General features: G+C 72.9%; 13 protein-coding genes. 8 read left to right on the top strand and 5 right to left on the bottom strand.

Annotated elements, in window-relative coordinates; translation table 11 throughout:
• Window positions 1-166: 166 nt before the first annotated feature.
• Both Q0444_RS08145 and Q0444_RS08140 read left to right on the top strand, forming a co-directional pair.
• Complete coding sequence (locus Q0444_RS08145) at window positions 167-397, top strand: hypothetical protein (protein WP_299022831.1); 231 nt, start codon at window positions 167-169, stop codon at window positions 395-397.
• Window positions 398-423: 26 nt separating this feature from the next.
• A complete protein-coding gene (locus Q0444_RS08140; RefSeq protein WP_299022830.1) occupies window positions 424-1,035 on the top strand; it encodes a GNAT family N-acetyltransferase in 612 nt (203 codons plus the stop codon).
• Here the strand turns inward: Q0444_RS08140 and zapE are convergent.
• Window positions 979-1,995 (bottom strand): cell division protein ZapE, encoded by a 1,017-nt coding sequence (gene zapE, locus Q0444_RS08135; protein WP_299022829.1) that lies wholly within the window; start codon window positions 1,993-1,995, stop codon window positions 979-981. The two genes, Q0444_RS08140 and zapE, sit on opposite strands and share 57 nt — an antisense overlap.
• A 50-nt stretch (window positions 1,996-2,045) precedes the next feature.
• Here zapE and Q0444_RS08130 point away from each other — a divergent pair, with 50 nt between their 5' ends.
• Genes Q0444_RS08130 through msrB form a run of 4 tightly spaced genes read left to right on the top strand, consistent with a single transcriptional unit; the run spans window position 2,046 to window position 5,991 of the window.
• On the top strand, window positions 2,046-2,792 hold the full coding sequence (locus tag Q0444_RS08130; RefSeq protein ID WP_299022827.1) for a dihydrofolate reductase family protein: 747 nt from the start codon (window positions 2,046-2,048) through the stop codon (window positions 2,790-2,792).
• The gene (locus Q0444_RS08125; RefSeq protein ID WP_291084794.1) at window positions 2,789-4,300 is read left to right on the top strand and encodes an alpha/beta fold hydrolase; all 1,512 of its coding nucleotides are present in this window, start codon (window positions 2,789-2,791) and stop codon (window positions 4,298-4,300) included. The genes Q0444_RS08130 and Q0444_RS08125 overlap by 4 nt, the downstream gene beginning before the upstream one ends.
• Window positions 4,301-4,350: 50 nt before the next feature.
• On the top strand, window positions 4,351-5,547 hold the full coding sequence (locus Q0444_RS08120; protein ID WP_299022825.1) for a glycosyltransferase family 87 protein: 1,197 nt from the start codon (window positions 4,351-4,353) through the stop codon (window positions 5,545-5,547).
• A 9-nt stretch (window positions 5,548-5,556) separates the two neighbouring features.
• A complete protein-coding gene (gene msrB, locus Q0444_RS08115) occupies window positions 5,557-5,991 on the top strand; it encodes a peptide-methionine (R)-S-oxide reductase MsrB (protein WP_291084800.1) in 435 nt (144 codons plus the stop codon).
• 21 nt (window positions 5,992-6,012) lie between these two features.
• On the opposite strand, the gene hemQ is transcribed toward msrB, so the two are convergent.
• The 3 genes from hemQ to hemE are packed head-to-tail and all read right to left on the bottom strand — an operon-like array spanning window position 6,013 to window position 9,221.
• Window positions 6,013-6,708, bottom strand: a complete 696-nt coding sequence (gene hemQ / locus Q0444_RS08110) for a hydrogen peroxide-dependent heme synthase (RefSeq protein WP_299022823.1) — start codon at window positions 6,706-6,708, stop codon at window positions 6,013-6,015.
• Between the two features lie 3 nt (window positions 6,709-6,711).
• The gene (gene hemG, locus Q0444_RS08105; RefSeq protein ID WP_291084806.1) at window positions 6,712-8,094 is read right to left on the bottom strand and encodes a protoporphyrinogen oxidase; all 1,383 of its coding nucleotides are present in this window, start codon (window positions 8,092-8,094) and stop codon (window positions 6,712-6,714) included.
• 2 nt (window positions 8,095-8,096) lie between these two features.
• A complete protein-coding gene (hemE, locus tag Q0444_RS08100) occupies window positions 8,097-9,221 on the bottom strand; it encodes a uroporphyrinogen decarboxylase (RefSeq protein WP_299022821.1) in 1,125 nt (374 codons plus the stop codon).
• 110 nt (window positions 9,222-9,331) lie between these two features.
• Between hemE and Q0444_RS08095 the strand changes: the two genes are divergently transcribed.
• Together Q0444_RS08095 and Q0444_RS08090 are read left to right on the top strand one after the other, a co-directional pair.
• Window positions 9,332-9,919 carry a DUF3000 domain-containing protein gene (locus Q0444_RS08095; protein ID WP_291084812.1) on the top strand — a complete coding sequence of 196 codons (588 nt, stop codon included), beginning with the start codon at window positions 9,332-9,334 and terminating at the stop codon, window positions 9,917-9,919.
• Entirely contained in the window at window positions 9,916-11,154 is a 1,239-nt protein-coding gene (locus Q0444_RS08090) for an HRDC domain-containing protein (protein WP_299022819.1), read from the top strand. Before Q0444_RS08095 ends, Q0444_RS08090 begins: the two co-directional genes overlap by 4 nt.
• 10 nt (window positions 11,155-11,164) lie before the next feature.
• Here Q0444_RS08090 and dxs read toward each other — a convergent pair whose 3' ends face one another.
• On the bottom strand, window positions 11,165-13,042 hold the full coding sequence (gene dxs, locus Q0444_RS08085; RefSeq protein ID WP_291084818.1) for a 1-deoxy-D-xylulose-5-phosphate synthase: 1,878 nt from the start codon (window positions 13,040-13,042) through the stop codon (window positions 11,165-11,167).
• Window positions 13,043-13,053: the final 11 nt, after the last annotated feature.

Genomic DNA, 13,053 nt, shown 5'->3' with positions numbered 1-13,053 from the left:
GAGAGCGCTTCCCTGACACGGAAGAGGTCACTGGTTCAATCCCAGTATCGCGCACCAGATGACGCCCCGACCCCACGGTCGGGGCGTACGTCATTTCGCGCCAAATGCTCCCTCTTCGGTACCCGCCTGTGCCCTCCACGTGACGTCGAGCGCTCATCATCGGGTCATGTCCGTACAGCACGACCTGCCCAGATCCACGACGATCGACTCCCTTCGGCTCGAGGACGTCCGCGGTCGGGTGGTGGACCTCAGGCACTCCACAGGCGTCCTCGCCGATCTGCACCGCACGGGGACGGACACCTACGAGGTCACCCTGATCCTGGGCGGCGGGGACGACTCGGAGAGGGTCGTCCTGGCCGGCGTCGGTGGTGCCGAGACCCTGCACCTGCACGCCTGAGTCCAGGCCCCCGCTACGCTCGTCGTGTGCTCACTCGCGTCGGGACCGCCGTCGACTCCGACCTCGGCCCGATCGCAGATCTCGCCGCCCGGACCTTCCCGCTGGCGTGCCCCCCGGAACTGCCCCGGGAGGCCATCGACTCGTTCATCGCCCGGCATCTCTCCGCGGTCGCCCTGCAGGGTCATCTCGCGGCCCCCGGACACGATCTCCTGGCCGCCAGGGGGCCGGGGGGCGAGCTGGTGGGCTACGCCCTGCTGATCGACGGCACCGAGATGGATCCGTCCTGCGCCGACCAGATCCGTCACCGTCCCACGGTGGGGATCAGCAAGCTCTACGTGGACCCCGCCCACCTCGGCACGGGCGTCGCCGCCGACATGCTCGACGCGATCACCGCGTTGTGCGCCGGGCGGGGTGCGCGCGGACTGTGGCTGGCCACCAACGTGGCCAACGCCCGCGCGCGCGCCTTCTACGTCAAGAACGGCTTCCTCGAACGCGGCCACCGGGTCTTCCTGGTGGGCGGGCGGGAGAACGACGACGTGGTCTACGAGAAGACGCTGTTGGGCCTTCCCGGCCGCCCCCCGTCAGCCTCCGACGGTGTCGAATCGGGAGAGCGCCAGCAGCCGGGACGTGGCGCGTAGGTACTTCTTGCGGTAGCCGCCCGCGACCATCTCCTCGGTGAAGATCGCGTCGAGCTTCTCGCCGGAGTTCCGGACGGGTATCCCCGCGTCGTAGAGGCGGTCGGCCAGGACGATCATCCGCAGGGCGATCGACTGGTCCGGCAGGGGCCGGACGTCCCGAAGGCACACCCGGGTGACGCCGTCCACCAGCCGGTTGTACTTGGACGGGTGGAGGGTCGACAGGTGCTCGCACAGCGCGCCGAAGTCGTCGAGGGTCGCGCCCGGCTCGGCTGCGGCGTCCGCCTCCAGGTCCGCATCGGTCATGGGGTCCGGGGCGGGCGGCAGGTTGCGGTGCCGGTAGTCGGGGCCGTCGACCCTGATCGACTCGAAGATCCCGGACATCTTCCGGATCTCCCGCATGAAGTCCTTCGCGGCGAACCGTCCCTCCCCCAGCTGCTCCGGAAGGGTGTTGGAGGTCGCGGCGACGCTCACCCCCGCCGTGGTGAGCTCGGCGAGCAACCGGGACACCAGCATCGTGTCGCCGGGGTCGTCCAGCTCGAACTCGTCGATGCAGAGCACCGAGTGTGCCGACAGCTCCTCGACGGCGCGGTTGAAGCCGAGGGCTCCCACGACGTGCGTCAACTCGACGAAGGTCCCGAACGCCTTGGGCTCGGGACACATGTGGTAGATCGAGGTCAACAAGTGAGTCTTGCCCACGCCGAAGCCACCGTCGAGGTAGATGCCGGCCCCCTGGACCGACTTGGGCCGACGCCCGAAGAGGCCCTTCCTCGGGGCGCGGCGGTCCACGACGGTCTCGGCGAAGCCCCGGCAGGCGGTCACCGCGGCGGCCTGCGACGGCTGCGAGGGGTCCGGGATGTAGGAGTCGAAACTCACGTCGTCGAACATCGACGGCGGGACCATCTGGGCCACGAGTTGGTCGGCGGGGACCACCGGGGTGACGTCAACGAGGCGAGAGACCATGCGCAGAGCCTATCGTGGGGCGACACACGTCAGAACGGAAGGAGCACCAGGTGCGGTCGACGCGTCCCCCCGTCCTCGACGACGATCCCGAGGCGCTCGACGCGATCTGGACCGCGCTGGAGCCCGATCCCGCCCTGGTCCCGCCACTCATCCGGGCGGTGATGATCTCCTCGCTCGACGGGACCACGACCGTCGACGGGCGCAGCGGCGGACTGGGGACGCCCACCGACCGGCTGGTGTACACCGCGATGCGTGCCCGCGCGGACCTCGTCCTGGTGGGGTCGGGGACCGCGCTCGCGGAGGGGTACGGCCCGGCCGAGACCAGCCCGGTCTGGGCCGACAGGCGGCCCGGGCCGCCCCCGGTCGTCCTCGTGCTCACCCGGACCCTCCCGGACGCCCTGGTCGAGCACTGCGCGGGTTCCGGGGATCGCGTCCGGATCGCGGCAGCACACGGGGTGGACATCGACCGCGTCCGAGCGGCGAGGGATCGAGGCGTCACCGTCCATGTCCTGGGTCCGGGCCCGACGGGTGCGGCGATCCGCTCGCTGGCCGCCCACCTCCACGCGGACGAGGTCGATCTCGAAGGGGGACCACGGCTCCTCGGCGCCCTGCTCGCCGAGGGCGCGGTCGACGAGCTGGTCCTGTCCCTGGCGCCGGAGGTGATCGTCGGCGGCGAGGACTCCCCGCTGGCGACGGGCCCGGCCACGACCCGGGTCCCGATGCGGGTCGCCGCCGCGTTCTCCTGCCCGAGGGGCGGTCTGTACACCCGCTGGGTCGTGGGGGGGCGTCGCCCGTGAGAGGCGCCGACGCCACCCTCAGGCTCGGGGCCGCCGCGGCGGCCCTGGCCCTCACGCTCACCGGCTGCGCCCCACTCCCCGCCACCGGGCCGCGGCTCGCGACCGGCGACGGGCCGGGCCGGTCGGCGGATCCGGGCGCGGGCACCGATCTCCTCGACCCGCCCGAGTGGGCCGCGCCGCGCACCGACCTCGACTGGATCCCCTGCGCGGACGGCGGCACCGGCGGGATGCCGGAGGGGGCGGGGGTCGAGTGCGCGCTGCTGGGTGAGACCCCGGTGCTGCGGGTCACCGGCCCGGGCACACCGGACGAGGCTCCTCCCCTCGTCGTCGTCGCCGGTCCCGACACCCCCGCCGACGCCCTCGCGGTCCGGCTCGCCTCCGCCGGCCCCGAGCTCGTCGCGACCCGCCCGGTGGTGATCGTGGACCACCGTGGGCGCACCGGAGCGGCGGGCGCGTGCCTGTCCTTCGCCGCCCGGCGCACGCTCGACGGACTCGCGGACAGCGGGCAGGACCCCGGCTCCCCCGAGCTGCGGGGCGCCCTCGCCGACACCGCCCAGTCCTGTACGGACCAGCTCCCGGGCCGGGAGCTCGACTACGGGGCGGCGGGGGCCGCGGAGGACCTCGAGCAGCTCCGGCAGGAGTGGGACGTGCCCGGGCTCGCCGTCCTGGGGATGGGGACGGGGGCCGGCACCGCCCTGGACTACGCCGGCGCCCACCCCGGACGCGTGGCGCTGCTCGTGCTGGACTCGCCCGCCCCCTGGGACGGCGACCAGGAGTCCGCGGCACGGTCGGCGCTCGACGGCTCGGACTCCGCCCTCCGGCTGTGGGCCGCGTCGTGCACCCGGGACGAGTGCGGACCGGTCGCTCCGGACCAGAAGGTCGACGCGGTGACCCGGGCCCTGGACCTGGCGCGTGACCCCGGCGCCCCGGTTCCCGCCGCCCTGCTCTCCGACGTGGTGCGGTCCGCCCTGGGGGACCTGTCCGGCGCCTCCGCCCCCGCGGCGTCCGAGGGGGACGCGCTCCTCGGCGACCTCGTCGCGGCCGGTCCCGGTGAGCTCCCCGCGTCGGTCCGCGCCCGGGCGCAGGAGCTGTCCGGCTCGTCCCTGCCGTACGTCGCGGGGTGCTCGGATCTGTCCGACCGGGTCCCGGTGAACCGCGTGCCGGAGCTCGCCGCCGAATGGTCGGACGTCCGGGCGTTCGGTGCGATCCTGGCGGCCCAGCTGTCGGCGTGCTCCACCTGGCCGGTCCCCGGCCTGTCCCCCGTCGACCTGAGCGGCGCGGCCCCGGTCCTCCTGCTCGGGGGTATCGCCGACCCGCTCGCCGGGGCGGCCGCGCTGGACCCGACGGCCGGGATGCTCACCGCCGCCGGCGCGCGGGAGGTCCGCACCGTGACGTGGGGGGCGCCCGGGTCGCGGGTGATCCTGCACTCGGCCTGCGCGCGTGCCGCCCTGGTGGCCTTCCTCGAGGACCCGGCCCCGGGCGGGCCGTCCACCGCCTGCCCGTCCTGATCCGGAGCGCCTCCGTCCGGGACGACGCCCCTGGCGGTACCGTGCTGTCCGTGCCGTTGCCGACCCGAAGCACGATGACCGTGCCCCGCATCCTCGCCCACGTCCTGTGGCCGCTGGCGATCATGACCGTGCTCCACCGCGTCGTGATCAAGGCGGTCAACGGCTCCATCACCAACGACTTCGGCACCGTCTACATCGCGACCAGGCGGTTCCTGGCGGGTGAACCCGTCTACGGCGAGAACCTGCTCACGGTCCAGCCGCACTACCTGTACGCCCCCAGCGGCACGTTCCTGCTGTCGCCCTTCGGGGTCATCGACAACTACACCCTCGCGCGGTGGCTGTTCATCCTCCTCAACACCGCGGCGATCCTCGGCGCCCTGTGGTTGCTCATGAGGCTCTTCGACCTCGACGTGCGATCCTTCGCCACCCCCGCGATCGTCCTCGCGACCTTCTGCACGGAGGCGGTGACCAACACCCTCGTCTTCACCAACGTCAACGGCGTGATCTTCCTGTGCCAGGTGGGATTCCTGTACCTGCTGCACCGTCGGCGACTCTGGTGGGCCGGCGTGGCCATGGGGCTCTCCCTGGCGATCAAGCCGATGCTGGCCCCGCTCCTGGTGCTCCCGCTCATCCGTCGGCAGTGGCAGCCGTTCGTCGCCGCGGTCGCCATCCCCGCCGCGGCCATGGCGGCCGGCTGGGCGCTCACGGTCGACGCGGGCCGCTACCTCGAGACCACGCTGCCCTACATGGGCGAGGTCCGTGATTACTACAACAGCTCCCTCGCCGGTCTCGGCCTCTACTACGGCGTCCCCGAGCCGCTCGTCCTGGTCGCGCGGATCCTCGTGGTGGCGGCCACCCTCCTGGCGGTGTGGCTCCTGCTCGACTACCGGTACACCAACGAGGTCCTGTGGCTGACCACCACATCGGGCGTCGTCCTCACCGGGGTCTTCCTGGTCTCCACCCTCGGGCAGATGTACTACTCGATGATGCTCATCCCGCTCATGCTGACGGTGGTGGTGGACAAGTCGCTGGTCCGCAACTGGCCGGCCTGGCTCGCCGCGTACGGGATCTTCACGCTGGACTTCTGGGAGTCGGCGCGGTGGCCCTACTACGGGCGACTGCTCGAGTTCGCCCACCCGACCATCGGTTGGCTGCTGCTGCTGGCGACGGTCCTCGTGGTCCTGCTGTGGCGGCGCACCGACCCGCGGCGCCACGAGCGGATCGCACCCGCCGCCACGGCGGCGTAGCCTGCGGGCATGAGCGAGAGCACCGATACCCACACCCCCCGGCCCGATTTCACGCTGGACGACGCCGAATGGCGACGCCGCCTGAGCCCCGAGGAGTACCAGGTCCTGCGGCGGGCGGGCACGGAGCGGCCGTACACCGGCGAGTACACCGACACCACCACCGAGGGCGTCTACCGCTGCCGCGGCTGCGGCGCGGAGCTGTTCCGCAGCGACTCCAAGTTCGAGTCGCACTGCGGGTGGCCGTCGTTCTACACACCGCTGGCCGGGGACGCCGTCATCGAGCGGACCGACACCACCATGGGGATGGCCCGGACCGAGGTCCTGTGCGCCAACTGCCACGGCCACCTCGGCCACGTGTTCTCAGGCGAGGGCTACCCGACGCCCACCGATCTGCGGTACTGCATCAACTCCCTCAGCATGACCCTCGACCCCGCGGAGGACTGACGGGCACTCCCCGCGCGGGGGTCAGGGCAGCGTGGTGGCCAGCCGCTCGGCGGTGACGCGGGGCCCGGTGAAGAACGGGACCTCCTCGCGCACGTGGCGGCGGGCCTCGGTGCTGCGCATGACGCGCATGAGGTCCACGATCCGGTCGAGCTGGGGGGCCTCGAAGGCCAGCAGCCACTCGTAGTCGCCCAGCGAGAACGACGGCACGGTGTTGGCCCGGACGTCCGGGTACTCGCGGGCCGCGCGGCCGTGCTCGGCGAGGATCTGGCGGCGTTCCTCGTCGGGGAGCAGGTACCACTCGTACGAGCGGACGAACGGGTAGACCGAGATGTAGGCCCCCGGCTCCTCCTCCGCGAGGAACGCCGGGATGTGGCTCTTGTTGAACTCGGCCGGGCGGTGCAGCGCGGTGTTGGACCAGTAGGCGGTGCTGGCCCGGCCGAGGAGGGTGCCGCGCCGGAAGTCGTTGTAGAACGTCTGCAGGTCCTCGATGTGCTCGGCGTGGGTCCAGATCATGAAGTCGGCCTCGGCGCGCAGACCCGAGACGTCGTAGAGCCCGCGGACCACGACGTCGGTTCCGTCGAACCGGGCGAGGAACCCCTCGAGATCCGCGGCCACCGCGGCCCGGTCCTCCCCCAGTTCGCCCGGGGTCACGGTGAAGACCGAGAACATGAGGTAGCGGAGAGTCGAGTTGAGCTTCTTGTAGTCAAGGCGTGCCATGGCTCAATCCTGCCACCTCTGGGAAAGGCGCCGGGCCGCGGCCCGTGCGGAGCCGATGCACGCGGGGACCCCGACCCCCTCCGTCGCCCCACCGACCAGCTCCACGCCGGGGAGCCGCTCCGCGAGTTCGTCGCGGACCCCGGAGATCCTGCCGTCGTGCCCGGGGCCGATCTCCGCGAGCGCGTCCTCCCACCGGCGGACCCGGGAATGCAGGACCGTCGGCGCGGACCCGCACACCCCGGCCAGCGCCGATTCGGCCATGCGGGCCAGGGCGGCGTCGTCGGCCGCGAGGACCTCGTCGTCGTCGAGCCGCCCGAACGACACCCGCACCAGGTGCCCCGGACGGGTGTCGAGGTGCGGCCATTTGCGGCTGGTGAAGGTCATCGCCTTGAACGGCACCGGCTCGTCGGTGGCCACCAGGACGCCGGATCGGTCGGGCAGGTCCAGCGACCTGTCGACCTCCATCGCGACCACCGCGGACGAGGCCGTCCGGATCCGGGAGAGGCCCGCCACCGCGCCGTCCACCCCGCCGGCCGCCGCCAGGAGCGGCACCGCGTGGGGGACGGGGACGGCCACGACGACGAGGTCCGCCTCCTCGACCCACGACCCCCGTGGCCCGGAGACCGCGAGGGCGTAGCCGCCGGCCCCCCGGTGGATCGCGGTGCAGGACGCTTGGGTGCGCACCGCGGCCCCCGACGCGTGTGCGAGCGCGTCCACCAGGACCCGGTAGCCGCCGTCGAGCGTGGCGAACACCGGCCCGGGGACCCGGTTGGCGAGGAGCCCCCCGGCCGCGGCGGTCAGCGAGGGCGCCCCCCGGTCCAGGGCGTCGGCGAGCCCCGGGACGGCCTGGCGCAGGCCCAGCCCCGAGCTGGGCGCGGCGTACACCCCGCCGAGCATGGGGTCGACGAGCCGGGTCACCACGGCGGGACCGAACCTCGCGGCGACGAGCCGCCCCAGGGACACGTCCGCGCCGGGGATCCAGTCCAGCGGCATCTCGGCCTCGCGGGCCGCGACGGCCGTCTCCTCGGGGGTGAGGACCCCCGACAGGGTCGAGGCGTCCGACGGCACGCCCATCAGCGTGCCCGCCGGCATGGGCACCAGGCGGCCCCCCGCGAGGATCGCGGGGCCGAGCGGGCCCGGGTGGCGCAGGGCCCCCGTCAGCCCGAGTTCTCCGACGAGCTCGGAGGCCTCCGGGCGGCGGCCGATGAACGCCTCGGCCCCGAGCTCCATCGGGCCGGAGGGGAAGTCGACGGTGCGGAGCGCGCCGCCGACGGACTCCGACGCCTCCAGGACGGTGATCCGGGCACCCGGCAGGTCGCGGGAGAGCTGGTACGCGGCGGTCAACCCGCTGAGGCCGCCACCGACCACCGCGACGCGAGGGGGCACCGCTACCGCCCGGTCAGCTCGTGCACCAGCTCCACCACGTGGGTCACGGCGCCCGGGTCGGTGGTCGGCAGGACGCCGTGGCCGAGGTTGAACACGTGGCCGCGGGCGCCCAGTTCACGCGCACGCGCCCCCTCGTCGAGGATCCGTCGGACCTCCCCGTCGAGGGCGGACCGGTCGGCGAAGAGCATGGCGGGGTCGAGGTTGCCCTGGAGGACCTTGCCCGGGACGCGACCGGCGGCGTCGTCGAGCGGGATCCGCCAGTCCACGCCCACCACCTCGGGGCCGGCCTCCCCCATCGCGCCGAGGAGCTCGCCGGTGCCCACGCCGAAGTGGGTGCGGGGAACGGTGGAGATCACCTCGTCGGCGAAGATGCCGGTGGAGTGCGGCAGCACCAACCGGCGGTAGTCGCGCAGGCTCAGCGCCCCGGCCCACGAGTCGAAGAGCTGGACGGCGTCGACACCCGCGTCGATCTGCGCGCGCAGGAAGACCGTGGTCAGAGCCGCGAGCTTGGACATCAGCGAGGTCCACAGGTCGGGTCGCGAGTACATCAGCGACTTGGTGTGCTCGTGGTTGCGACTGGGACCACCCTCGACGAGGTAGGAGGCCATGGTGAAGGGGGCGCCGGCGAAGCCGATGAGTGCGACCTGCGGGTCGAGTTCGGCCACCACCATCCGGACGGCCTCCTCGATCTTCCCGAGCCTGTCCGGCGTGAGCTCGGGGAGGGCGGCGACGCCCGCCTCGTCCCGGATGGGCTCGGCCACCACGGGCCCGGTCCCCGGCACGATGTCGATGTCCACACCGGCCGCGGCGAGCGGGATCACGATGTCGGAGAAGAAGATCGCGGCGTCCACACCGTGACGGCGCACCGGCTGGAGGGTGACCTCGCAGGTCATCTCGGGGTTGAAGCACGCCTCGAGCATCGTGGTCCCGGCACGCAGTTCGCGGTACTCGGGCAGCGAGCGGCCGGCCTGGCGCATGAACCACACCGGGGTGTGTGCGCCGCCGATGCCGGTCACTTCGTCGAGGTACGGCCCGGTCCCGGACCGGCGCCCGGTGGCGCGATCGGGATCCCGCGGGGCCGGGGAAGTGGGAGTCGAGGGCACGTCGGAGTTCAGCACGCCCTCCATCGTCCCATGAGTCCGGGATCGCGGCCTGTCACCCCACCCTGGCACCCACCCTGGCGGGCGACGGCGCGCCTCCTCCCGGCGACCGGGGCCGGTCGCTAGCGTGACCAGCCGTGAGTACACCGGTGAATGACGGAGAGCCCGAGGTCTTCCGGGAGGCGGTCGAGTCGCTGTCCCGACTCGAGGTCCGCCCGGAGATCTCCGTCGGCCCGATCCGACCCCCTCAGCGGCTGGCACCGTACAGCCACGCGCTCGGCGTGGAGATCATCCCCGGAACCGGCGACGATGTCCCGGAGTTCTCCGAGGGGGACGCGTTCGGGCGCCTCATCCTGCTCCACGACCCGTCCGGGGACGATGCGTGGAACGGCACCCTCCGGCTGGTCGCGTACATCCAGGCGGACATGGAGGCCTCTCTCGCCGGCGACCCGTTCCTCCCCGAGGTGGCCTGGAGTTGGCTCACCGAGGCGCTCGACGAGGACGCCGGCCCGTACACCGCGCTCGGCGGCACCGTCACGAGCACCGCGTCGGTCCGCTACGGCGACATCTCCGGCCCTCCCCAGGCCCACCAGTTGGAGCTGAGGGCCTCGTGGACCGCGCTCGAGCCCGACCTCACCGGTCACGCCGAGGCGTTCTGTAAGACCCTCGCGCAGGCCGCCGGACTGCCGCCGGTGGGTGTGACCTCGCTGCATCCCCGGGCGTGACGGGGAGCCGACGCGGTGAGACCCCGGCCGGGGCGCCGCCTCCCCCGGCCCAGTACGAGTTCGTGGACGACACCGCCGGTCTCGCCGCGGTCGCGTCGACCCTCGAGGCCTCCTCGGGGCCGATCGCCGTGGACGTCGAGCGCGCCTCGGGAATCCGCTACTCCGAGCGGGCCTTCCTCGTCCAGTTGCGAGCCGAGACCGGACCCGCGCTGTTGGTGGATCCGGAGACCGCCGGCCAGACGGTCGGACCGCTCGCCGACGTCCTGTCGGGCCGACCGCTGTTGGTGCACGCCGCGAGCCAGGACCTGCCCTCGCTCCGCGACCTGGGGATCCGGCCGGAATCGCTCATCGACACCGAGCTCGCCGGCCGGTTCCTCGGCATCGAGCGCGTGAACCTGGGGGCGATGATCTCCACGCATCTGGGGATCGGGCTGGCCAAGGCGCATTCCGCGGCGGACTGGTCGCGTCGGCCGCTGCCCGCCGCGTGGCTCGACTACGCCGCCTACGACGTACTGTTCCTCCACGAGCCCCCCCACCCCGCCCCGCCCCCCCGGGCCGACCTCGGTCGCGGGGGGTGGTCCGACCCCGAGTCCCGCCGCCTGGCCGGGTCCGACCCCGCGCCCGCGGCTCCGGACCCCTGGCGTCGCCTGTCCCGCCTGTCGTCCCTCCGGGACACCCGGCAGCTCGCCCGCGCCCGCGAGTTGTGGATGGCCCGCGACCGGGTGGCCGCCGAGCGCGACATCGCCCCCAAGCGCCTCCTCACCGACGCCGCGATCATCGAGGCCGCCCGGACCGGTCCGACGATCCGCTCCGACCTCCTCGCGATCGCCGGGTTCGACGGCCCGCACCGCCGACGACTGGTGGACGAGTGGCTGGCGGCCCTGGACTGGGCGGCCGGGCTCGGGCGCGGGGACCTTCCCCCCCGTCAGGGTCCGCGCGGTGACCATCCGCCGCACGCGTCGTGGAAGCGCAACGAGCCGGAGGCCGCGGCCCTGCTCGAGCTCGCACGCGAGGCGCTCGGGACGCTCGCCGCGGAGCGGTCCCTGGAACAGGGCCTACTGCTCAAACCGTCGACCCTGCGCCTGTGGGTGTGGCGTGCCGCCACCACCGGGCCCGCGGACGACGCCGAGCTGCTCGATCTGGTCCTGCGGGAGGAGGGCGCGCGTCAGTGGCAGATCGACCTGACCTCCCCCGTCCTGCTGGACGCCGTGCACGGGTTCCGCACCGGGGGGTGACCCCCGGTCCTCACGCCCCGAGTCGCCCGCGGATCCCGTCCGCGATCCCCTCCGGGGTCAGCCCGGCGTCGGAGAGGATCTCCCCGCGCGAGGCGTGGTCGAGGAACTCCTGCGGGATCCCCAGGGAGAGACGGTCCACGCAGACGGCCGCCCGCTCCAGGCCGGCGGAGACCGCGGACCCGACGCCCCCGTGCAGTCCGTTGTCCTCCACCGTCACCACGAGCGACCGGCCGCCGGCGGACTCCAGGATCGAGGCCGGCACCGGGTAGACCCACCGGGGGTCCACCACGTCGACGGAGATGCCCTCGGCCCCGAGCGCCCGGGCGGCGTCCACCGCGGGCGCCACCATCGACCCCACCGCCACCAGCAGGACGTCCCCGTTCCCGGTGCCGTACACGCGGTCCACTCCGTCCTCCGACGTCTCGAGGGCCGGGATGGCGTCGCCGACGGAGCCCTTCGGGAAGCGGACGACGGTCGGCCCGTCCGTCACCTCGACGGCCTCGCGAAGTTCCTGCCGGAGCGAGTCGGCATCGCGGGGTGCGGCCACCCGGACACCGGGGACGATGCCGGTCAACGACAGGTCCCACATCCCGTTGTGGCTCGCCCCGTCGGGGCCCGTTACGCCCGAACGATCCAGGACCAGCGTCACCGGCTGCCTGAGCAGGGCCACGTCCATGAGGAGCTGGTCGAACGCGCGGTTGAGGAAGGTGGAGTAGATGGCGACGACAGGGTGCAGGCCACCGAGGGCCAGTCCCGCGGCGGAGGCCACCGCGTGCTGCTCGGCGATCCCCACGTCGTACATCCGGTCCGGGAAGCGGTCGCCGAAGGCGGTGAGCCCCGTGGGCCCGGCCATGGCCGCCGTGATCGCCACGACGTCCTCCCGCTCGGAACCGATCTCGCACAGCTCGTCGGAGAAGACCGACGTCCAGTCCACCGAGGACGAGGACGAGAGCGGCCTGCCCGTGTCGGGATCGATGACGCCGGTGGCGTGCATCTGGTCCGCCTCGTTGTTCTCGGCGTGGACGTACCCCATCCCCTTGCGGGTCACCACGTGGACCACCACCGGTCCGCCGAAGTCCTTCGCCAGCCGTAGAGCCGACTCGGTGGCCGCGAGGTTGTGCCCGTCGACCGGACCCATGTACTTGAGGCCCAGATCGGCGAACAGTTCCTGCGGTGAGACGACGTCCTTGAGGCCGGCCTTGATCCCGTGCAGGAGCGAGTACACGGCCTTGCCGACCACGTCCTTGCGCGCGGTGAGCGTGCGCTTGGTGCGGTCCATGGCCTTCTCGTAGGCGGGCTGGAGCCGGAGCGCCCCGAGCCGTTCCGCGATTCCGCCGATGGTGGGCGAGTACGAACGGCCGTTGTCGTTGACGACGATCACCATCGGCCGGTCCTTGCCGGCCGCGATGTTGTTGAGCGCCTCCCAGGCCATGCCACCGGTCATCGCACCGTCGCCGATCACCGCGACGACCGTACGGTCCTTCTCGGCCCGCAGCGCGAACGCCTTGGCCAGGCCGTCGGCGTAGGACAGGGACGCGGTGGCGTGCGACGACTCGACGATGTCGTGCTCGCTCTCCGCCCTGCACGGGTACCCGGACAGCCCCCCTCGTGTGCGGAGCCCGTCGAACTGGTCGCGGCGCCCGGTGAGGATCTTGTGGACGTACGACTGGTGCCCGGTGTCGAAGACGATGGGATCCCTGGGTGAGTCGAACACCCGGTGCAACGCCACCGTCAGCTCCACGACGCCGAGGTTGGGACCGAGGTGCCCACCCGTGGCGGAGACCTTACGGATGAGGAACTCCCGGATCTCGCCGCAGAGCCGCGCCAGGTCATCCTGGCCGAGGGCCCGAAGGTCGGCGGGGTCGTTCACCTGATCGAGCACGCTCATTGCTGTCGACT

Origin of the sequence: uncultured Dietzia sp., assembly GCF_937873725.1 — a bacterium.
Lineage (GTDB): Bacteria > Actinomycetota > Actinomycetes > Mycobacteriales > Mycobacteriaceae > Dietzia.
Note: the sequence above shows the minus strand (reverse complement) of the source record. Positions and strands in the feature narration are given on the sequence as shown.

Excerpts from the sequence above, each read along its gene's own strand:
- dxs (WP_291084818.1), bottom strand. The coding sequence starts at position 13,042 with ATGAGCGTGCTCGATCAGGTGAACGACCCCGCCGACCTTCGGGCCCTC.
- Q0444_RS08145 (WP_299022831.1), top strand. The coding sequence starts at position 167 with ATGTCCGTACAGCACGACCTGCCCAGATCCACGACGATCGACTCCCTT.
- zapE (WP_299022829.1), bottom strand. The coding sequence starts at position 1,995 with ATGGTCTCTCGCCTCGTTGACGTCACCCCGGTGGTCCCCGCCGACCAA.
- hemE (WP_299022821.1), bottom strand. The coding sequence starts at position 9,221 with ATGGAGGGCGTGCTGAACTCCGACGTGCCCTCGACTCCCACTTCCCCG.
- hemQ (WP_299022823.1), bottom strand. The coding sequence starts at position 6,708 with ATGGCACGCCTTGACTACAAGAAGCTCAACTCGACTCTCCGCTACCTC.
- msrB (WP_291084800.1), top strand. The coding sequence starts at position 5,557 with ATGAGCGAGAGCACCGATACCCACACCCCCCGGCCCGATTTCACGCTG.